Here is a 19,594-nt window from a genome sequence, read left to right on the forward strand (position 1 = left end):
ATCGACGGCCCGACTGGTGGCCGTGCATCATTCGAGACGCCTGCTACGCAGGCTCTCAGGATGACGGGTCTGCTTGTCCGAATGCGAAAGCTCCGAACTCAGCCTTCGCCATTCCGCGCGTCGAAATCGTTCCGCGCGCCCTCGATCTCCGGCAGATGCGCGAACGCCCATTCGCCGAGCGCCATCACAGGCACCGCGAGTCCGCGCCCGAGATCGGTCAGCTCGTAGTCGACCCGCGGCGGAATGGTCGGAAACACCGTGCGCGTCACCAGGCCATCGCGCTCCAGGCCGCGCAGCGTCAAGGTCAGCATGCGCTGCGAGATGCCGTTGATCATCCTCTTCAGCTCGTTGAAGCGGCGCGGTCCATCGCGCAGCAGCATGATGACCAGCACGCTCCATTTGTCGCCGACCCGCGACAGCACCGAGGCCACGCCGCGGCAGTCCTGATGCGTCCCGGGACCACGCGGCAGGCCGGTTTCGGCGGTTACATCGATGTGCTCGGGTTCCATTGGTGTGCTCGGGTTTCAAAAATGTGCGTTCTTGCGGAGATTTAAGACGGTCACTCATATAGCGCCAGTTACAAACCTATACCAAAGGTGGCCTCAGCCATGAAACTTCTGCACATCGATTCCTCAGTCCTCGGCCCCCACTCTGTCAGCCGCCAGGTCTCCGCCGCCGCCGTCGAGCGGTTGCGCCAGGCCAATCCGGGCCTCGTCGTCAGCTACCGCGACCTCAGCCAGACCCCGCTCGCCCACCTCTCCGGCCTGCACCTCGCCGCCAGCCAAGGCGCGGCGCCGGATCCGTCGGTGCGCGACGACATCGCGACCGGCCAAGCGGTGCTGGACGAGTTCCTCGCCGCCGACATCGTCGTGATCGGCGCGCCAATGTACAATTTCACGATTCCGAGCCAGCTCAAGGCCTGGATCGACCGCATCCTGGTCGCGGGCAAGACCTTCAAGTATGGCACCGGCGGCGTCGAGGGATTGGCCGGCAACAAGCGCGTCATCATCGCGATCTCGCGCGGCGGCTATTACGGCGCCGACACGCCGATGGCCGCGCTCGAGCACCTCGAGACCTACCTGCGCGGCGTGTTCGGCTTCATCGGCGTCAGGAATGTCGAGTTCATCCCCGCCGACGGCATCCAGGTCGGCCCCGAGCATCGCGAAAAGGCTGTGGCGGGCGCGCTGCAGGCCGCCGGCAGCCTGAACGCAGCCTGATGTGATTCAAAGCGCCTGCCGTCGCTTGGCGGCGGCAGGCCGTTCAGGTGGAGGAACTCAGAACCAGACGCCCTGTATGCCGAGGATGACGGCGACCAGCGAAATCAACAGGCCGATGCCGGAGAACAGCGCGACCGTCACGAACTGCGTCGTATCTGAACTTTCGGATGCGGGCGAAACCGGGATCGACGTCGAAATGCGGGCTGCTTTCGGCATGGCGGCACTCCAAATGATTCCGTGGTGAAAAACTCCCCGCCCAATCAGGAGTCCGGGCAGTACGTCAAAGGTTCAATCCGCGCGATGATAGTCGCAAGCCAAACCGGCCGGTATGAAACGCTTCACACCGGCCGTTCGATACAATGAGAAACAAACCAGAGCGTTTTCGAGCGAAGTGGATACCGGTTCGCGTGAAGAAAACGCGTCAGAATAAAACCAGAGCCCCGGCCCGATTTAATCGGAACGGAAAGGCTCTATCCGCGATAGATCGGCGCGCCCGCCGGTGATGCCGTTGCACCGCCATCGATGAACAGCTCCTGCCCCTGCACATGCGCGGCGTCGTCGGACGCCAGGAACAGCACGGTCTTTGAAATGTGATCGGGCTCGCCGATCCGACCGAGCGGCGTGGTCTTGCCGATCCGCTGCTCGAAGATCTTCTCGGCCTCGGGCGTTGCGATCGCCGCGCCCCAGATCGGCGTGCGCACCGCACCCGGCGCCACCACGTTGACGCGGATGTTGCGCGGCGAGAATTCTGACGCCATCACCCGCGCCATCGCGCGCACGCCGGCCTTGCTCGCGGCATAGGCCGAGTAGCCGGGATTGCCGAGCACGGAGATCACCGAGCCGTTGAGAATGATCGACGCGCCGTCGTTGAGATACGGCGCGACCGCCTGCACCGTGAAGAACACGCCGGTGAGATTGGTCCGGATCACATTCTCGAATGCGGCCAGCGTGGTGCCGCCCACTGGCGTCTGGCCGGGAATGCCGGCATTGGCGAACAGAACGTCATACTTGCCGAACTTCTCGGCGCCCTGCTTCACCGCGGCTTCCAGCGCCGCGACGTCGGTGGCATCAGCCGCCACCGCGAGCGCGTTCGGCCCGAGTTCCCTGGATGCCGCCGCAAGCGTCTCCTTGTTGCGCCCGGTGATGACGACCTTGGCGCCCTCCGCCACGAACAGCTTTGCTGTCGCGAGCCCGATGCCGCTGTTGCCGCCGGTGATCAACGCCGTCTTGTTCGCCAGTCTCATGTCCGCCTCCAGTTGGTTGCATTATTAAACTTCGTTGCTTAGCTATGGCATACGGTTTAATATTGCAACCACACAAGGTCGTGATGGCCCAAATTCCTGGAGACGGTCGGTGAAACGAACCAGCCTTGCAGGCGACAGCTGTCCCGTCGCACGCGCGCTCGACGTGTTCGGCGACTGGTGGTCGCTCCTGATCATCCGCGACGCCAGCCTCGGCCGGCGCCGCTTCGGCGAATTCCAGGCGGGCCTCGGGCTTGCCAAGAACATCCTTGCCACACGGCTGCGCACGCTGGTCGAACGCGGCATCCTGAAGACGGTCCCCGCCTCCGACGGCAGCGCCTATCAGGAATATGTCCTGACGCCGAAGGGCCACGGCATCTTTCCGATCCTGGTCGCGCTGCGGCAATGGACCGAGGAATTCGACGAGCATCCGGACGAGATTGCGACCATCCTGGTCGACCGCGACAAGGGCAAGCCGGTGAAGAAGCTCGCGCTCTATTCGCAGGATGGACGCGTGCTGGGTGCCGCGGATACGACGCTGAAGCCGCGGCCTGCAGCGAAGCGCGCGCGGCGCCTCGTGAGTGCGTAGGACGGGTGTTGCTGGTACGACACGACGGGCAACTCACCAAAAACTTGTCAATCCTCGCCCGCGAAAATATTTCGCTTTATCCGAATGCGCCTCGCGTCGCGAGGATGCGGATGTATGACTCACATACGACGACCCATATTGGGTGTCGTCCCTGCGAAAGCAGGGACCATAACCACCGATGCTGATTGTTGCACGACGCTGGGGCCACAGCCCGCCTGAACAACACTATCCGGTGGTTATAGGTCCCGGCCTGCGCCCATAGGCGCTAAAATAGGATTTGCGCCTTGGATTCGTTTGTGATTCCAAGATGGAATGGCACACGAATCGCTTGTGAACAAAGATTGGGCGCGCGTTGTCGCCCGACTTGGCGGAGCCGAGGCTCTGAACATTAGCGCGCGCAAGACGAAGGCGTTTGTCCGTCCGCGGGAGATCAGCAATGCGGTCGACTTGCTGCGCCTGATCTTGGCTTATTGCCTTGGTGAGAAAGGGCTGCGGTTGACGGCGGCATGGGCCACGTCGGTTGGGCTTGTCGATATCTCCAACGTGGCTCTGTTGTATCGCTTACGTCAGTGCGGAGATTGGCTGGCAATCTTGGTCGAGCAGGCGCTTGCCGACGCGGCGCCGAAGGCGATCCGCGGTCGTCTGATCCGTATTGTTGACGCCACGACGGTCCCCAAGGCTGGGACGAGCGGCAGGAACAAGAACGCAGTGTGGCGTATCCATAGCGCGTTCGATCTTCCGCAGGAGCGCTTTGGTCACTTCGAACTGACCGATCAGCGAGCGGGCGAGACGCTGGATCGGATACCGGCGGTTGCCGGTGAGATCCGTCTTGCCGATCGCGCCTATCTGCAACCGGAGCGCATGGCGCATCTCGTCGATGCCGATGCAGACTTCGTGATCCGGGCCGGCTGGAAGAGCGCGCGCTGGCTCGATGCCGAAGGTAATCTTGTTGACCTCACTGCCGAACTGCGCAACGCCTCGGCGCGTGGCCTGATCGATCGGCCGATTTGGATAAAGCGCAAGTCAGGTGCGCCGCCGCTCGCAGTGCGTCTGGTTGCCGCGAAGAAGCCGGCGCAAGCTGCTGCGGCTGCGCGACGCAAGGCGCGCCGGACTGCACAAAAGGGAGGTCATCAGCTCTCCAGGCAAACACTTGACGCCGCAGATTGGGTGATCCTGGTGACCTCACTCAGGCCAGAGGACTTCACGACTGCAGATATCCTCGCCCTCTATCGGCTGCGATGGCGCATTGAGCTCGGCTTCAAGCGGCTGAAAAGCCTGATTGGCCTGAAGGGACCTCCCGGAACCGACGAGCGGTCCGCCAGACCCCATATCCTCGCTCATCTGCTGATCATTCTATTGCTCGAGCCGCTCGTCGACGAACTCGAAGACTCTCCCCGCTTGGCCGACGCCGCCTGACCCACCCAGTGACGTGGCGTCTGCTGCGCCAGCTCGTCGCTTCGCTACGGCAAGCGATCATTCCACAGCCCGCAATCGCTCTACTCTGCAGAGCCAGTCACGCTCTCCGGCGACATCTACGCGAGCCACCCAGACATAAGCGCCACTATCAGACTATGATCAAACTATCTTAGCGCCTATGGGCCTGCGCCGGGACGACGGCGGTGGATGTGGCGCGAGCTAGCGTTCTTCCTTTCTCCAGGAAGGGTCGCAAATCACGACTTCTGTTTCGCCGCACCGCGCTGTTTGACATCTTGAATTGCGGTCCATCCCCACCGTCGTCCTGGCGAAAGCCAGGACACGACCCTGCTTCCCGTAACGCCCCTCACGACCGCTTCCTTCGGCTGCGCGAGCGCAGCTGCTCGTCGGCCTCCAGGCGGGCCATCGCGAACAGGCGGTCGAGAACTTCGAGTTTGTGGCGCCGGGCGAGTTTGGCGAGTTAGGTCGCGGCGCCTGCGATCAGGACCAGGGCGTCGTCGGGGCCGCCTTCCCCAGCCGTCTCGTCGCCCGCCGGTCGCCGCCCGCCGGACGCCTTGCGCTTCCGGCCGCCCCCTGTGCTGCTCAAAAGGCCTAATCCGATTCCTACGCTTTATATAAAGAGATAAGCCCTTGCCGGCCGCAACTCTAGGACGCATTTTGCAACCCTTGGGATATAAACTCCACAGCTTGGCGCCTCCCTTCAATATCTGGCGATTTGACAGGGACCGCCCCAGCACCCATGTTCGCCCCGACACGGCGGGCCGCGAGTCTAGCGGAACCCACCTTCAAGTTTTCCCGTAAGCTATTGGAATGACATGAATATCGTCATTGTGGAGTCGCCGGCCAAGGCCAAGACGATCAACAAATATCTGGGGTCCTCCTACGAGGTCCTGGCGTCGTTCGGCCATGTTCGCGACCTCCCGGCCAAGAATGGTTCCGTCGATCCCGACGCCAATTTCCAGATGATCTGGGAGGTCGATGCCAAGGCCGCGAGCCGGCTCAACGACATCGCCAAGGCGCTCAAAGGTGCCGACCGTCTGATCCTCGCAACCGACCCCGATCGCGAGGGCGAGGCAATCTCCTGGCACGTGCTGGAGGTGATGAAGGAGAAGCGCGCGCTGAAGGACCAGAAGGTCGAGCGCGTGGTGTTCAACGCCATCACCAAGCAGGCCGTCTCCGAGGCGATGAAGGCGCCGCGCCAGATCGATGGCGCGCTGGTCGACGCCTATATGGCGCGCCGCGCGCTGGACTATCTGGTGGGCTTCACCCTCTCCCCCGTGCTGTGGCGCAAGCTGCCCGGCGCCCGCTCCGCCGGCCGCGTACAATCGGTCGCGCTGCGGCTGGTCTGCGACCGCGAGCTCGAGATCGAGAAGTTCGTGCCGAAGGAGTACTGGTCGCTGGTCGCGACGTTGCTGACGCCGCGCGGCGATGCCTTCGAGGCGCGGCTGGTCGGCGCCGACGGCAAGAAGATCGCACGGCTCGACATCGGCTCCGGCGCGGAAGCCGAGGATTTCAAGAAGGCGATCGAGGCGGCCCTGTTCAAGGTTGCGACCGTCGAGGCCAAGCCGGCGCGGCGCAATCCGCAGGCGCCTTTCACCACCTCGACCCTGCAGCAGGAAGCGAGCCGCAAGCTCGGTTTCGCGCCGGCGCACACCATGCGCATCGCGCAGCGGCTCTATGAGGGCATCGACATCGGCGGCGAGACCACCGGCCTCATCACCTATATGCGAACCGACGGCGTGCAGATCGCACCCGAAGCGATCACGCAGGCGCGCAAGGTGATCGGCGAGGACTATGGCAACGCCTACGTGCCGGACGCCCCGCGCCAGTACCAGGCCAAGGCCAAGAACGCGCAGGAAGCGCACGAAGCGATCCGCCCGACCGATCTGTCGCGTCGCCCGGCCACCATCGGCCGACGGCTCGATGCCGATCAGGCGCGGCTTTATGAATTGATCTGGAAGCGCACCATTGCGAGCCAGATGGAGTCGGCCGAGCTCGAGCGCACCACCGTCGACATCGAGGCCAAGGCCGGCTCCCGCGTGCTGGAATTGCGCGCCTCCGGCCAGGTCATCAAGTTCGATGGTTTCCTCGCGCTCTATCAGGAAAGCCGCGACGACGAGGAGGACGAGGATTCGCGCCGCCTGCCCGCGATGAGTGAGGGCGAGGCCGTGAAGCGCCAGAGCCTCGCCGTCACCCAGCATTTCACCGAGCCGCCGCCACGCTTCTCGGAAGCATCATTGGTGAAGCGGATGGAAGAGCTCGGCATCGGCCGCCCCTCGACCTACGCCTCGATCCTGCAGGTCCTGAAGGACCGCGGCTATGTCAAGCTCGAGAAGAAGCGGCTGCACGGCGAAGACAAGGGCCGCGTCGTGGTCGCGTTCCTGGAGAACTTCTTCTCGCGCTACGTCGAATACGACTTCACCGCCGATCTCGAGGAGCAGCTCGACCGCATCTCCAACAATGAGATCGCCTGGCAGCAGGTGTTGCAGGACTTCTGGCGCGGCTTCATCGGCGCGGTCAACGACATCAAGGACCTGCGCGTCGCCGAGGTGCTCGACGCGCTCGACGAGATGCTCGGCCCGCATATCTATCCGCCGCGCGCGCGGATGGCGGCGACGTCAGGCAATGCCCGACCTGCGGCACCGGCCGGCTCAACCTCAAGGCCGGCAAGTTCGGCGCCTTCGTCGGCTGCTCGAATTATCCGGAATGCCGCTACACCCGTCCGCTCGCGGCCGACAGCGCCGAGAGCGCCGACCGCGTGCTCGGCACCGATCCCGACACCGGCTTCGATGTCACGGTGAAGGCCGGCCGCTTCGGCCCCTACATCCAGCTCGGCGAGCAGAAGGATTACGCCGAAGGCGAGAAGCCGAAGCGCGCGGGCATTCCAAAGGGCACCTCACCGGCTGATGTCGATCTCGAACTGGCACTGAAACTGCTGTCGCTGCCGCGCGAGATCGGGAAGCATCCGGAAACCGGACAGCCGATCACCGCCGGCCTCGGCCGGTTCGGGCCGTTCGTCAAGCACGAGAAGACTTATGCGAGCCTCGAGGCCGGCGACGAGGTCTTCGACATCGGGTTGAACCGTGCCGTCACGCTGATCGCGGAGAAGATCGCGAAGGGCCCGAGCGGCCGCCGCTTCGGTGCCGATCCCGGCAAGCCGCTCGGCGATCATCCGACGCTCGGCGCGGTCGCGCTGAAGAACGGCCGCTACGGCGCCTATGTCGCGGCGGGCGGCGTCAACGCGACGATCCCGAGCGACCGCACCCCCGACCAGATCACGCTCGCGGAGGCGATCGCGCTGATCGACGAGCGCGCGGCCAAGGGCGGCGGCAAGAAGGCCAAGAAGGCCAAGGCGGAAAAGCCCGCCAAGGCCACGAAGGCCAAGGCAGCAAAGGCTGAAGATGCCGACGGTGACGCCGACGCCAAGCCCGCCAAGAAGGCTGCGTCGAAGAAAGCCGCGGCGAAGCCGAAAACGGATGCGACCAGCAAGGCGCGCGCGCCGGTCGCCTCCGGTGCCAAGACGTCGCCTGCAAAATCATCGGCACCAGCGAAAGCGCCCGCGAAGAAAAGCGCCGGCAAGGCACGAGGATAAGTGAAACGAAAACCCGACCATGGCTTTCCGGGCCGGGACGCCATCGTCGCCTTCATCCGCGCCAATCCAGGCAAGGTCGGCACCCGCGAGATCGCGCGCGAGTTCGGCCTGAAGAACGCCGACCGCGTCGAGCTGAAGCGGATCCTCCGTGAGCTCGCCGACGACGGCACGATTGCCAAGCGCGGCCGCAAGATCCACGAGCCGGCGGCGCTGCCACCGACCCTGCTCGCCGACATCACCGGCCGCGACAGCGACGGCGAGCTGATCGCCACGCCCGCCGAGTGGGACTCGGACGAGAACGGCACCGCCCCGAAAATCCGTATCGAGACGCCGCGGCGGCCGAAGCCCGGCACCACCGCCGGCGTCGGCGACCGCGCGCTGCTGCGCGTCGAAGTCACGGATGAGCAAGACGGCACACCCTATCGCGGCCGCGTCATCAAGGTGATCGATCACGGGCGCACCCGGATCCTCGGCATCTTCCGTGGCAATCCCGATGGCGGCGGGCGCCTGATCCCGGTCGACAAGAAGCAGGCCGGCCGCGAGCTCAACATCGCCAAGGCCGACAGCGGCGGCGCCGAAGACGGCGATCTCGTCAGCGTCGACCTGATCCGCACCCGCGGCTACGGCCTCGCCTCCGCCCGCGTCAAGGAGCGGCTCGGTTCGATCGCCAGTGAGAAGGCGATCAGCCTGATCGCGATCAACACCCACGATATCCCGCAGGTGTTCTCCACTTCTGCGCTGCGCGAAGCTGAAGACGCCAAGCCCGCAACCTTGCAGGGCCGCGAGGACTGGCGTGACGTGCCGCTCGTCACCATCGATCCGCCGGATGCCAAGGATCACGACGACGCGGTGCATGCGGAAGTCGATCCCGATCCGAACAACAAGGGCGGCTTCATCGTCCATGTCGCGATCGCCGACGTCGCCTTCTATGTGCGGCCCGGCTCGGCGCTCGACCGCGACGCGCTGCAGCGCGGCAACTCGGTGTATTTCCCTGATCGCGTCGTGCCGATGCTGCCCGAGCGGATCTCCAACGATCTCTGCTCGCTGGTGCCGGGCGAGCCGCGCGGCGCGCTCGCGGTGCGCATGGTGATCGGCGCCGACGGCCGCAAGCGCTCGCATACCTTCCACCGCGTGCTCATGCGCTCGGCTGCGAAGCTCCATTACGCGCAGGCACAGGCTGCTATCGACGGACGGCCCGACGACATCACCGGCCCCATCCTCGATCCGGTCCTCAAACCGCTGTGGTCGGCCTACGAGCTGGTCAAGCTTGCACGCAACGAGCGCGACCCGCTCGATCTCGATCTGCCCGAGCGCAAGATCCTGCTGAAAGCCGACGGCACCGTCGATCGCGTGATCGTGCCGCAGCGGCTCGACGCGCACCGGCTGATCGAGGAGTTCATGATCCTCGCCAACGTCGCCGCGGCCGAGATGCTGGAGAAGAAGGCGCTGCCGCTGATCTACCGCGTGCACGACGAGCCGAGCCAGGAGAAGGTGCACAACCTGCAGGAATTCCTGAAGACGCTCGACCTGCCCTTCACCAAGCAGGGCGCGCTGCGTCCCACGCAATTCAACCGCGTGCTGGCGCAGGTTGCCGGCGAGGACTACGAGCCGCTGGTCAACGAGGTGGTGCTGCGTTCGCAGGCGCAGGCGGAATACTCCGCCGAGAACTACGGCCATTTCGGCTTGAACCTGCGCCGCTACGCGCACTTCACCTCGCCGATCCGCCGCTATGCCGATCTGATCGTGCATCGCGCGCTGATCCGCGCGCTCGGGCTTGGCGAAGGCGCGTTGCCGACCGATGAAACCGTGGAGACGCTCGCCGAGATCGCCGCGCAGATTTCCGTCACCGAGCGCCGCGCGATGAAGGCGGAGCGTGAGACCACCGACCGCCTGATCGCGCATTTCCTTGCCGATAAGGTCGGCGCCTCGTTCCAGGGCCGCATTTCCGGCGTGACGCGATCCGGCCTGTTCGTGAAGCTCGACGACACCGGCGCCGACGGTCTGATCCCGATCCGCACCATCGGCAGCGAATATTTCAACTACGACGAAACTCGCCACGCGCTGATCGGCACGCGCAGCGGCACCATGTATCGGCTCGGCGACGTCGTCGATGTGCGTCTGGTGGAAGCCGCGCCGATAGCCGGCGCGCTGCGATTTGAGTTATTATCCGATGGTCAGGCAATTCCGCGCGGCAGAAAACGCGACAGCGTAAGGGCCGAGCGCCGTGCCGCCGGATTTGACAAGGGACCAAAACGATCAGGCAAGAAGGCGCACAAGGAGCGGAAATCGCGCAAGAAGGATCGCAAGCCGGCGCAGCAGAAGTCCGGCAAATCAAAGCGAGGCAAGTCATGGAAGTGACACCACCGACAGTGGTCTGGACTCGCGAGGCGGCCGAGCCCGAGAAGCGCGACGTGTGGAGCGCGATGAAGCGCGGGTTCCGCTGCCGCTGTCCGCGCTGCGGAAAAGGCAGACTGTTCCGCAAGTTTCTCAAATGCGACGGCCATTGCCCGGTCTGCGACCTCGACTTCACGCCGCATCGCGCGGACGATCTGCCTGCCTATCTCGTCATCGTTATCGTCGGCCATATCGTGGTACCGATGGCGCTGTGGATCGAGACCAATTATTCTCCGCCGGTGTGGCTGCAACTTGCGATCTATCTGCCGTTCACGCTGTTCGCATCGCTGGCGCTGTTGCAGCCGGTGAAGGGAGCCGTGATCGGCTTGCAATGGGCCCTGCGCATGCATGGCTTTGACGAGAATCCCCCTAGCGACATCCCGCCGGTCTAGCTAAACCGGGCCGCAAGAAGAAATGAAAGGGATGAAATGACTGAAGCTGCCGCGCCCGCCGCTGTCGTCCACCAGGGCGAAAAAGAAGCCGACCATCATGCGTATTTCCGGCCGAAGGATGCGGCGACGCTGATCCTGATCGATCGCTCCGGCGCCAAGCCGAAGGTGCTGGTCGGCAAGCGTCACGACAAGGTCGTGTTCATGCCCGGCAAATTCGTTTTCCCCGGCGGCCGCGTCGACAAGGCCGACAACCGCGTGCCGGTCGCAGCGCCGATCACGCCGGAGCTCGAAGCCAATCTGTTGAAGGGCAGCCCGAAGATCACGCCCGGCCGCGCGCGTGCGCTTGCCAACGCCGCGATCCGCGAGGCCTGCGAAGAGACCGGGCTCTGCCTCGGCCGCAAGGTCGAGAAGCGGCACAAGCTCGACGGGCCCTGGGCACCGTTCGCCGACGCGGGTCTCTTGCCCGATCCGTCCGGCCTGTTCCTGATCGCGCGCGCGATCACCCCGCCCGGCCGCGTCCGCCGCTTCGACACGCGCTTCTTCACTGCCGACGCGTCGACCATCGCGCATCGTGTCGAGGGCGTGGTGCATGCCGACGCCGAGCTGGTCGAGCTGGTCTGGGTCGAGATCGGCTCCGAGCCGCTCGCCGACGCGCATGCCATGACCAAGAACGTGCTCGCCGAGCTCGACCGCCGTCTCGCCACCGGCCCGCTCCACCACGACGCGCCGGTGCCGTTCTTCCATTTCTACGGCGGCAAGATGCAGAAGGACGTGCTGGGGGTGTAGTATGATCCTCGTCATTCCGAGGCGATGCGCAGCATCGAACCCGGAATCCCGAGATTGCGGCGCGAGATTCCGGGTTCATCGCTGCGCGATGCCCCGGAATGACACTGTCGAGAGAGCGGCCAAAAACAAAATAATCTTCCCGATGGCGCGCCGCGAAACGCCTCCCTATCTGTTCCGCTAACGACATCAAGGACGGAACGGGGCAATGGCGAAGCGTCAACTCAAGCTCGGCGCGTTCATGCGGCCGATCAGCATTCACACCGGTGCCTGGCGCTATCCCGGGGCCTGGCCCGACGCCAATTTCAACTTCGACCACATCAAGACGCTGATCCGCAAGCTCGAGGCCGGCAAATTCGACGCCTTCTTCATGGCCGACCATCTTGCCGTGCTGAACATGCCGATCAACGCGCTGAAGCGCAGCCACACCGTGACCTCGTTCGAGCCGTTCACGCTGCTATCGGCGCTCGCCGCCGTGACGGAGAATATCGGCCTGATCGCGACCGGTTCGACCACCTTCGACGAGCCCTATCACGTCGCGCGGCGCTTCGCCTCGCTCGACCACATCTCGGGCGGCCGCGCCGGCTGGAATATCGTCACCACGTCCAATCCGGACGCGGCGCTGAATTTCGGCCTCGACGATCACATGGAGCACGCCGAGCGCTACAGGCGCGCCCGCGAGTTCTACGACGTCGTCACCGGCCTGTGGGATTCCTTCGCCGATGACGCGTTCGTGCGCGACGTCGAGTCCGGACTGTTCGTCGATCCCGACAAGATGCATGTGCTCAATCACAAGGGCAAATATCTCTCGGTGCGCGGCCCGCTGAACATCGCCCGCCCCGTGCAGGGCTGGCCTGTCATCGTGCAGGCCGGCGCTTCCGATGACGGCAGGCAGCTTGCGGCCGAGACCGCGGAAGCCGTGTTCACCGGCGGCGGCAGCCTGGCCGACGGACAGAAGCTCTATGCCGACATCAAGGGCCGCATGGAGAAGATCGGCCGCGATCCCGAGCATCTGAAGATCTTGCCCGGCGCCTTCGTCGTGGTCGGTGACAGCGTCGAAGAAGCAAAAGAGAAGCGCGCGCTGCTCGACAGCCGCGTGCATTACGACAGCGCGATCGCCTCGCTGTCGGTGATCCTCGGCACCGATGCGTCCGGCTTCGATCCCGACGGACAGTTGCCGCCGATCCCCGAAACCAATGCAAGCAAAAGCGGCCGGCAGCGCCTCGTCGATGTCGCGGCGCGCGACAAGCTCACCGTGCGCCAGCTCGCGCAGCGCGTCGGCGGCTATGGCGGGCTCGCCTTCGTCGGCACGCCGCAGACCATCGCCGACCAGATGGAGGAATGGCTGACCGGCCGGGGCAGCGACGGCTTCAACATCATGTTCCCCTATCTGCCGCAGGGCCTGTTCGAGTTCGTCGACAAGGTGGTGCCGGAACTGCAAAAGCGCGGGATTTTCCGCACTGAGTACGAAGGTCGGACCCTGCGCGAGAATTTGGGCCTGCCGCGGCCGAAAAATCAGTTCTTCGAGGGGTAATAGGCCCGGAATCGGGGTGATCTTGGCTCAGAAATCCTTGACTTTGGGCTGTTTCTGGCTAGTTTCCCGGCCAAACGCGGGCCGATTTGGCCGGCTCCCGAATTCCCCCGATTTTCGAGGTTTTGCACATGGCCAAGGCGGTCACCATCAAGGTCAAGCTCGTGTCGACGGCCGACACCGGCTTCTATTACGTTGCCAAGAAGAATTCGCGCACCATGACCGACAAGCTGGTCAAGAAGAAGTACGACCCGGTCGCGCGCAAGCACGTCGAGTTCAAGGAAGCCAAGATCAAGTAAGATCGGCTGCTTCCGACGTTTCAAACGGGGCCCTCGCGGCCCCGTTTTTGCTTTCTAGGCTTGCGTCATCCCTCATGATTCCCGGAGCAGTCCCGGGCGCAGGGCTCAGATGATCGCAACCTTGGACGAGGGAAACGTCGGCGGCTACTCGGTCGCTTACGGCCGCGAGGACATCTACTTTCCGGTCTATGTCACGGCAGCCCTCGCCGCGATCTTCCTGACCGCGACCTGGATCACGGGCGCGATCTATTGGCTGGCGCCGGCAGCGGCAGCGGGCGGCTTCACCTATTACAACATCCCCCTGCTGGAGGCTGGTCGTCCGACGATCGGGGCCAACCAGTACGGCATCTTCATCCAGGCCTTCGGGCTGATCCGCTGGCGCGCCATCACGCGCATCGACCTCGTCGAGATCGCTGAGCGCGCGATGACGGTTCACGAGTTGCAGATCGCGCTTAACGGACCGCTCGGCAGCGCGCTGGTGGCCGATTGGCGCAAGCGGCCGGCCTACCGGCTGTTGATGCGCCTGCCGTGGCGCATGGACCATCGTGGCGTAGTCCGCGTCAATCTGGAGCCATTCGACCGGACACCCGACGAGATCCACCGGACGTTCCTCAGGATGTGGCGTTACTACCGGAGCTAACCCTTGAACGCCTCGTCACGCAGATGCGCGTCTGCGATCTCTGCATCCGGATTGTGTGTGATCGTCATGAACCAAATGAGGCTGAAGAACAGCGACCACGCTGTGTTCCAATAGAACCAGTTCATCGGATCACCTCGAACAGCTTAAATCCGCGCCAGCGGGCGAAGATCGCCGGCTGCGCGGAATGCCGCCAAAGTCTACTGCACGACCTCGCCGTGCAGTGCCAGATCCAACCCTTCGCGCTCGATGTCCCGCGTCACTCGAAGCCCGACGAAGAGATTGATCACGAACAGGATGATCAGGCTCACCACGGCATCATACACGAAAACCGTCGCGACGCCGATGCATTGATTGAGGAACTGCCCGGGATTTCCTTCCAGAACACCTGCCGTTCCACCATACTGCTCGACCGCGAACACCCCGGTCAGCAGCGCTCCGACGATGCCGCCAAGGGCATGGACACCGAAGCAGTCCAGCGCATCATCGTAGCTGAACATGCGCTTCAAGCCGGTGCATCCCCAGTAGCAGCAGACGCCGGCGGCGATGCCGATCGCGAAAGCGCCGACCGGCCCGACGAAACCGGAGGCCGGCGTGATCGCGACGAGGCCCGCCACGGCACCCGAGCAGATTCCGACGACGGTCGGCTTGCCCTTCAACGCCCATTCCACCAGCATCCAGGTGAAGCCCGCCACCGCCGTGGCGATCTGAGTCACCAGCATGGCCATGCCCGCCTGCATTCCGGCCGTGACAGCGGAGCCGGCGTTGAACCCGAACCAGCCGACCCACAACAGCGAGGCGCCAATGAAGGTCAGCACCATATTGTGCGCCGGCCCCGTCTCGACGCGCTTGCCGAGCATGATGGCGCACATCAGGCCCGCGACGCCGGCGTTGATGTGCACAACGGTGCCGCCGGCGAAATCGAGAACCTTGACATACGCAGCGTCGTTGCCGGCCGAGAATATGCCGTCAGGGCCCCAGACCCAGTGCGCGATCGGCGCATAGACGAAGATCGCCCACAGCCCGATGAACCAGAGCATCGCGGAGAACTTCATCCGCTCGGCAAACGCGCCGGCAATCAGCGCCGGCGTGATGATGGCGAACGTCATCTGGAAGCAGATGTAAACGGACTCGGGGATCGTCGCAGCGAGCGGATTGGGATTGCCGATGCCTCCCTTGCCGATGTCGCTCAGGATGTCCTTGAGGAACAGGCGATCGAGGCCGCCGATGAACGGCGTGCCGGCACGAAACGCCAGACTGTAGGTAAGGACGGCAAACAGGATCGTGACCAGGCAGGTGACCGCGAAGCTGGTCATCACGGTATCGCCGACATTCTTCTTGCGCACCATGCCGCCATAGAACAGGCCGAGCCCCGGGATCGTCATCATCAGGACGAGCGCGACTGACGTGAGCATCCAGGCGGTGTCGCCGGAATTCGGCGTGCACTTCTCGAGAATCTTGCCGCCACAGGCAGGCGGCGCCGCCGCATCCTCGGCCAGCGCGAGATCGCCGAACAGCAGGCAAAGGAACGCCACGCCCAACAAGGCAACCACGATTCTCACGAGCTTCTGGCGCGTGTGTGTCGCAGACTCCATCATCGACCTCCCATCACAAGAGAAATGCTGGCGTTCGGAATGGGCGCGGCGCGTTCGCAGCGTGAGCGCCGAAGGACAGCGCGCGTCCGGTTATCGGGATGTCTCGAAGTGCCGCGGTGCGGGTGGCGGGATGCAGCGAAGTCGCAGCGGCATCAGGCCCGACGCAGGGCACAAGGGCCTCCTGCTCGGCGGCGCGGCAAAGGCCGTGGTGCGCGGATGGCTGGAGAATGACGGCGACTAGCCCCATCGCGGCCAGCCCTTCCCAAAGTCCCCAGGCCGGAACCCTCAGCGAGGGTTTCCGGCACGATTTCTAGCCAAATTGAAACAAGATTCGTGCCACCACTGCGCGCCGCGTAACACGTTGAAAACGCTATCGCTTCGATCCGCGGCCGGAACAGCATCGCGCTCCATTGCACGCTCTTGCGGCAAGTGGCCGGTCAAAAACTAGGCAGAATCTGGCGACTGCCCTCGCAAGGAGCAGCCGCCAGCTTCGCAGGGATTCTGCTAAGCGGCCTTCAGCAGCGGCGGCTGCGTCGGCCGGATCAGCGCGAAGGCGAGCTGGATGATGCCGCCGGCAAGGCCCAGCGCGACGCCGATGCGCCAGGCCATGGTGTAGGAGCCGAGCGAGTCGTAGATCAGCCCTCCTCCGTAAGCGCCGAGGAAGCTGCCGACCTGGTGGCTCATGAAGGCGAGGCCCTGGATCATCGCCTGCCAGCGCAAGCCGAACATCTCGGCCACCGCGCCCGCGACCAGCGGACCGACACCCATCCAGAGGAAGCCCATGATCGCGCCGAACAGCAGCGTCGAGCCGGGCGTTGCCGGCAGCATGAAGTACCAGGCGAGCGCCAGCGAGCGCAGGATGTAGATCGCGCCGAGCAGCGCCAGCTTGTTCCAGCGCTGGCCGGCCCAGCCGAAGAACAGCGAGCCCAGCACATTGAAGCCGCCGATCATGCCGAGCGTCTGCGCGCTCAGCATCGGATCGAGCCCGCAGATCGCGAGATACGACGGCAGATGCGTGGTGAGGAAGACGAGCTGCATGCCGCAGACCATGTAGGCGCAGGTCATCACCACGAAGGCTGCGTTGCCGAACGCGGTCTTCGCCGCCGTCGCCGCGGTGGCGTTGCCGATGTCGTCGCCAGCGGGCTTCGGCAGCGGAATCTTGTCGACGCGCCCGGCGTACAACGCCGCCGGGATCATGAAGATCGAGAGAATGACAAAGCCGGCAAGTCCGACGCGCCAACCGAAACCCTCATTGAGCATCTGGCCGATCGGCGCCGACAGCAGCGCGCCGAGCGAGCCCGCGGCGGAGACCATGCCGAGCACTGTCGAGCGTACCGTCTCCGGCACCGCGCGCGCCGAGACCGACATCGCGATCGCATTCGCGGTGCAGGCGAGCGAAAGGCCGATCAGGACACCGGCGCCGATCATGATGGCAACGAGCCCATGCGCCGTCGTCATCAGCACGAGGCCCGCGATGTAGGCCAGCGCGCCGACCACCATGATCGGGCGAAAGCCGTAACGCACCGTCATCGCGCCGGCGACCGGCTGCAGAAAACCCCAGGCGAGGTTCTGCACCGCGAGCGCCAGCGTGAAGTGGGATATCGAGATGCCGATGTCGTGCGTCAGCGGCTGCATGAAGATGCCGAGGCTCTGCCGCAGCCCCATGCTCAGCGTGAGCATGATGGAGGCGCCGATCAGGATGGGAAGGGTGGGACGCAGGACCTGCAACAGGGGCATTGTTCTTATTCTCCCATAACGGCACGGCACGCGTGCCATGGCCTGCGATTCATGCATGTTTTGGTTACACAGACCTGTGTACTTAGGCTATACAGGAGGCTGACTGTCAAGCGAAGAGGATCACGGCTGGCGCATGGCTTACCCGCCTCCCAAACAGACCATGAAGGAGCGGATCCTCGAGACCGCCGACAAGCTCTTCTACCTGCAGGGCATTCGCGCCATCGGCGTCGACACCATCGCGGCCGAGATCGGCATCAGCAAGCGCACGCTCTACAACCACTTCCCGTCGAAGGACGCGCTGATAGAAGCCTATCTGCAACGCCGCTTCGTGCAGCCGCGTCCCTCCGACAAGCCGCCGGCCGAGCAGATTCTCGCAACCTTCGATTCGCTGGAGCGGCGCTTCTCGGCGAAGGACTTTCGCGGCTGCCCGTTCGTGAACGCGGTGGCCGAGCTCGGGCCGGAGGACGAGGATCGCACCTTCAGGAACATCGCAATCGCCTTCAAGGAAAGCCGCCGGCTCTGGTTTCGCGATCTGCTGCGGCGGCTCGGCGTCGCCGATGCCGAGGGACTTGCGACCCAGCTCACGCTGCTGGTCGATGGCTCGATCGCGCAGGATCTGGTGCGCGACGATCCGGCGATGGCGCGCGCGGCCAAGGAAGCCGCACGCGTGTTGCTGGCAAATGCAGGCGTCAAGGTCGGCAGCCCCGCCCCCGCCGGCAAGAAACGCGCCGGATAAATCCGGTTGCGTGCGGAAGTCAGGTTTGGTTGTTAACACCGACCGCAGGCCACGGCATTCCCGGCTGGATATTCCGTCCCGCGAGATTGGCCGCGACCGCGCGAAGACCTGCTACTTAGAAGACTTGCGGCACAACAGGGGAAACGACCATGGAAGATCTGAAGGTGACGGCCATCGGCTATGATTTCGCGCCGGCGCGCGCGGCCATGCAGCGCTACATCGACAACGATCTCCTGTCCGGCGTCTCCTGGACGGTTCTGGTCGGGCGCGACATCGCTGACACGGGCTGCGTCGGATGGGCCGACAAGGAAGCGCAGATTCCGCTACGCACCGATCACATCTTCCGCGTCTTCTCCAACACCAAGCTGATCACCTCCTGCGCGGCGCTGCTGCTGGTCGAGGAAGGCCGCTTCCGGCTCGACGATCCGATCGAGACCTTCATCCCGCAACTCAGAAACCGCAAGGTGCTGCGGCCGGGCGCGACGTCGATCGACGACACCGAACCGGCGCAGCGGTCGATCACCATTCGCCATCTGCTGAGCCACTCGGCCGGCCTCAGCTACGGCCTGTTCGATCCGGGCACACCGATCTTCAAGGCCTACAACGAGCGCAAGATCCTCAATCCGATGACGACGCTCGCCGACATGGTCGACGGTCTGTCCGATCTGCCGCTGGTGTTCCATCCCGGCTCGTCGTGGGAATATTCCGTTGCCATCGACGTGGTCGCACGGCTGGTCGAGGTGGTGAGCGGCCAGCCGTTCGACAAGTTCGTCAAGGCGCGGATCCTCGATCCGCTCGGCATGGTCGACACCGGCTTCCATGTTCCGGAGAAGGATCACAACCGGCTCGTCGCCTATTACGCCGGCACCGATCTGATGGACCCGATGAAGCCCGGGCTGACGCGCACCGACAACGCGCCCTATCCTGGCGCCTATCTGCGCCCGGTGCCGCGCTTCAATGGCGGCGGCGGCCTCGTCTCGACGCTGCATGACATGGTCGCGCTGATCCGCAGCCTCTTGCCCGGCGGGCCGACGCTGCTGAAGCCGGAGACGATCGCAGAGGCGATGACCAACCAGCTCACGCCGGGCCAATGGATCCGCTTCGCGATGATGGGCGAGCAGCCCGGCAAGACCTATGGTCTTACCGGCGGACTGATCCTCAACCCCTCCTCGATCGATCATCCCGACGCCGCCGGCGAACTCTATTGGGGCGGTGTCGCAGGCACGCAGTGGTGGATTTCGCCCAAAACGGGCATCGCCGGCGTCATGATGGCGCAGCGCCAGATGGCGTTCGTCCATCCGTTCTCGTTCGAGTTCAAGCGGATGGCCTATGACGCGGTGAGACGCGGCCGCTAAGGGCACTTCGTAGCCCGGATGGAGCGCAGCGAAATCCGGGAAGCTGGTGCAAGCGGCGCGAT

The 19,594-nt window shown here is 64.4% G+C and carries 17 protein-coding genes and 1 pseudogene; 12 read left to right on the forward strand and 6 right to left on the reverse strand.

The annotated features are described in order from the left end of the window. Positions 1-98: 98 nt before the first annotated feature. Complete coding sequence (locus ACVMDN_RS19325; RefSeq protein ID WP_038380388.1) at positions 99-509, reverse strand: winged helix-turn-helix transcriptional regulator; 411 nt, start codon at positions 507-509, stop codon at positions 99-101. A 99-nt stretch (positions 510-608) separates the two neighbouring features. Here ACVMDN_RS19325 and ACVMDN_RS19330 point away from each other — a divergent pair, with 99 nt between their 5' ends. Beyond that, a complete protein-coding gene (locus ACVMDN_RS19330; RefSeq protein ID WP_076834471.1) occupies positions 609-1,217 on the forward strand; it encodes an FMN-dependent NADH-azoreductase in 609 nt (202 codons plus the stop codon). Positions 1,218-1,274: 57 nt separating this feature from the next. Here the strand turns inward: ACVMDN_RS19330 and ACVMDN_RS19335 are convergent, their stop codons facing one another. Then, a complete protein-coding gene (locus ACVMDN_RS19335) occupies positions 1,275-1,433 on the reverse strand; it encodes a hypothetical protein (protein ID WP_092078167.1) in 159 nt (52 codons plus the stop codon). 254 nt (positions 1,434-1,687) lie between these two features. Further along, a complete protein-coding gene (locus ACVMDN_RS19340; RefSeq protein ID WP_057020793.1) occupies positions 1,688-2,461 on the reverse strand; it encodes an SDR family NAD(P)-dependent oxidoreductase in 774 nt (257 codons plus the stop codon). 109 nt (positions 2,462-2,570) lie between these two features. Here ACVMDN_RS19340 and ACVMDN_RS19345 point away from each other — a divergent pair, with 109 nt between their 5' ends. The 9 genes and pseudogenes from ACVMDN_RS19345 to ACVMDN_RS19385 all read left to right on the forward strand — a co-directional run bounded on the left by ACVMDN_RS19345 (position 2,571) and on the right by ACVMDN_RS19385 (position 14,112). Further along, positions 2,571-3,047, forward strand: a complete 477-nt coding sequence (locus ACVMDN_RS19345; RefSeq protein ID WP_076834473.1) for a winged helix-turn-helix transcriptional regulator — start codon at positions 2,571-2,573, stop codon at positions 3,045-3,047. Between the two features lie 330 nt (positions 3,048-3,377). Then, a complete protein-coding gene (locus ACVMDN_RS19350; protein ID WP_253587271.1) occupies positions 3,378-4,463 on the forward strand; it encodes an IS4 family transposase in 1,086 nt (361 codons plus the stop codon). Positions 4,464-5,296: 833 nt separating this feature from the next. Further along, positions 5,297-8,073, forward strand: a pseudogene (topA, locus tag ACVMDN_RS19355) (type I DNA topoisomerase). Continuing rightward, positions 8,074-10,431, forward strand: coding sequence for a ribonuclease R (gene rnr, locus ACVMDN_RS19360; protein ID WP_076834476.1), 2,358 nt, complete (start codon positions 8,074-8,076; stop codon positions 10,429-10,431). Then, positions 10,422-10,859 carry a DUF983 domain-containing protein gene (locus ACVMDN_RS19365; RefSeq protein ID WP_018271985.1) on the forward strand — a complete coding sequence of 146 codons (438 nt, stop codon included), beginning with the start codon at positions 10,422-10,424 and terminating at the stop codon, positions 10,857-10,859. Before rnr ends, ACVMDN_RS19365 begins: the two co-directional genes overlap by 10 nt. A 36-nt stretch (positions 10,860-10,895) precedes the next feature. Then, complete coding sequence (locus ACVMDN_RS19370; protein WP_076834478.1) at positions 10,896-11,645, forward strand: NUDIX hydrolase; 750 nt, start codon at positions 10,896-10,898, stop codon at positions 11,643-11,645. 205 nt (positions 11,646-11,850) lie between these two features. Then, the gene (locus tag ACVMDN_RS19375; protein ID WP_076834480.1) at positions 11,851-13,176 is read left to right on the forward strand and encodes an LLM class flavin-dependent oxidoreductase; all 1,326 of its coding nucleotides are present in this window, start codon (positions 11,851-11,853) and stop codon (positions 13,174-13,176) included. 128 nt (positions 13,177-13,304) lie between these two features. Further along, positions 13,305-13,472: a 50S ribosomal protein L33 gene (gene rpmG / locus ACVMDN_RS19380; protein WP_018271988.1), complete on the forward strand. Its 168-nt coding sequence runs from the start codon at positions 13,305-13,307 to the stop codon at positions 13,470-13,472. A gap of 109 nt (positions 13,473-13,581) precedes the next feature. Continuing rightward, on the forward strand, positions 13,582-14,112 hold the full coding sequence (locus ACVMDN_RS19385; RefSeq protein ID WP_076834482.1) for a hypothetical protein: 531 nt from the start codon (positions 13,582-13,584) through the stop codon (positions 14,110-14,112). Here the strand turns inward: ACVMDN_RS19385 and ACVMDN_RS19390 are convergent. The 3 genes from ACVMDN_RS19390 to ACVMDN_RS19400 form a co-directional block, all read right to left on the reverse strand. Next, positions 14,109-14,237: a hypothetical protein gene (locus ACVMDN_RS19390; protein WP_256527872.1), complete on the reverse strand. Its 129-nt coding sequence runs from the start codon at positions 14,235-14,237 to the stop codon at positions 14,109-14,111. The two genes, ACVMDN_RS19385 and ACVMDN_RS19390, sit on opposite strands and share 4 nt — an antisense overlap. Positions 14,238-14,309: 72 nt before the next feature. Continuing rightward, positions 14,310-15,707, reverse strand: coding sequence for an ammonium transporter (locus tag ACVMDN_RS19395; RefSeq protein WP_076834484.1), 1,398 nt, complete (start codon positions 15,705-15,707; stop codon positions 14,310-14,312). 501 nt (positions 15,708-16,208) lie between these two features. After that, entirely contained in the window at positions 16,209-17,441 is a 1,233-nt protein-coding gene (locus ACVMDN_RS19400) for an MFS transporter (RefSeq protein ID WP_456835060.1), read from the reverse strand. 133 nt (positions 17,442-17,574) lie between these two features. On the opposite strand from ACVMDN_RS19400, the gene ACVMDN_RS19405 reads away from it, so the two are divergent. Both ACVMDN_RS19405 and ACVMDN_RS19410 read left to right on the forward strand, forming a co-directional pair. Then, complete coding sequence (locus ACVMDN_RS19405) at positions 17,575-18,177, forward strand: TetR/AcrR family transcriptional regulator (protein ID WP_076834486.1); 603 nt, start codon at positions 17,575-17,577, stop codon at positions 18,175-18,177. A 149-nt stretch (positions 18,178-18,326) separates the two neighbouring features. Beyond that, positions 18,327-19,532: a serine hydrolase domain-containing protein gene (locus ACVMDN_RS19410; protein ID WP_456835059.1), complete on the forward strand. Its 1,206-nt coding sequence runs from the start codon at positions 18,327-18,329 to the stop codon at positions 19,530-19,532. The last annotated feature ends 62 nt before the right edge of the window (positions 19,533-19,594 follow it).

Source organism: Bradyrhizobium sp. USDA 4510 (assembly GCF_054059095.1).

Excerpts from the sequence above, each read along its gene's own strand:
- ACVMDN_RS19375 (WP_076834480.1), top strand. The coding sequence starts at position 11,851 with ATGGCGAAGCGTCAACTCAAGCTCGGCGCGTTCATGCGGCCGATCAGC.
- ACVMDN_RS19340 (WP_057020793.1), bottom strand. The coding sequence starts at position 2,461 with ATGAGACTGGCGAACAAGACGGCGTTGATCACCGGCGGCAACAGCGGC.
- ACVMDN_RS19365 (WP_018271985.1), top strand. The coding sequence starts at position 10,422 with ATGGAAGTGACACCACCGACAGTGGTCTGGACTCGCGAGGCGGCCGAG.
- rpmG (WP_018271988.1), top strand. The coding sequence starts at position 13,305 with ATGGCCAAGGCGGTCACCATCAAGGTCAAGCTCGTGTCGACGGCCGAC.
- ACVMDN_RS19410 (WP_456835059.1), top strand. The coding sequence starts at position 18,327 with ATGGAAGATCTGAAGGTGACGGCCATCGGCTATGATTTCGCGCCGGCG.
- ACVMDN_RS19330 (WP_076834471.1), top strand. The coding sequence starts at position 609 with ATGAAACTTCTGCACATCGATTCCTCAGTCCTCGGCCCCCACTCTGTC.
- ACVMDN_RS19335 (WP_092078167.1), bottom strand. The coding sequence starts at position 1,433 with ATGCCGAAAGCAGCCCGCATTTCGACGTCGATCCCGGTTTCGCCCGCA.
- ACVMDN_RS19400 (WP_456835060.1), bottom strand. The coding sequence starts at position 17,441 with ATGCCCCTGTTGCAGGTCCTGCGTCCCACCCTTCCCATCCTGATCGGC.
- ACVMDN_RS19385 (WP_076834482.1), top strand. The coding sequence starts at position 13,582 with ATGATCGCAACCTTGGACGAGGGAAACGTCGGCGGCTACTCGGTCGCT.
- ACVMDN_RS19370 (WP_076834478.1), top strand. The coding sequence starts at position 10,896 with ATGACTGAAGCTGCCGCGCCCGCCGCTGTCGTCCACCAGGGCGAAAAA.
- ACVMDN_RS19325 (WP_038380388.1), bottom strand. The coding sequence starts at position 509 with ATGGAACCCGAGCACATCGATGTAACCGCCGAAACCGGCCTGCCGCGT.
- ACVMDN_RS19405 (WP_076834486.1), top strand. The coding sequence starts at position 17,575 with ATGGCTTACCCGCCTCCCAAACAGACCATGAAGGAGCGGATCCTCGAG.
- ACVMDN_RS19390 (WP_256527872.1), bottom strand. The coding sequence starts at position 14,237 with ATGAACTGGTTCTATTGGAACACAGCGTGGTCGCTGTTCTTCAGCCTC.
- ACVMDN_RS19395 (WP_076834484.1), bottom strand. The coding sequence starts at position 15,707 with ATGATGGAGTCTGCGACACACACGCGCCAGAAGCTCGTGAGAATCGTG.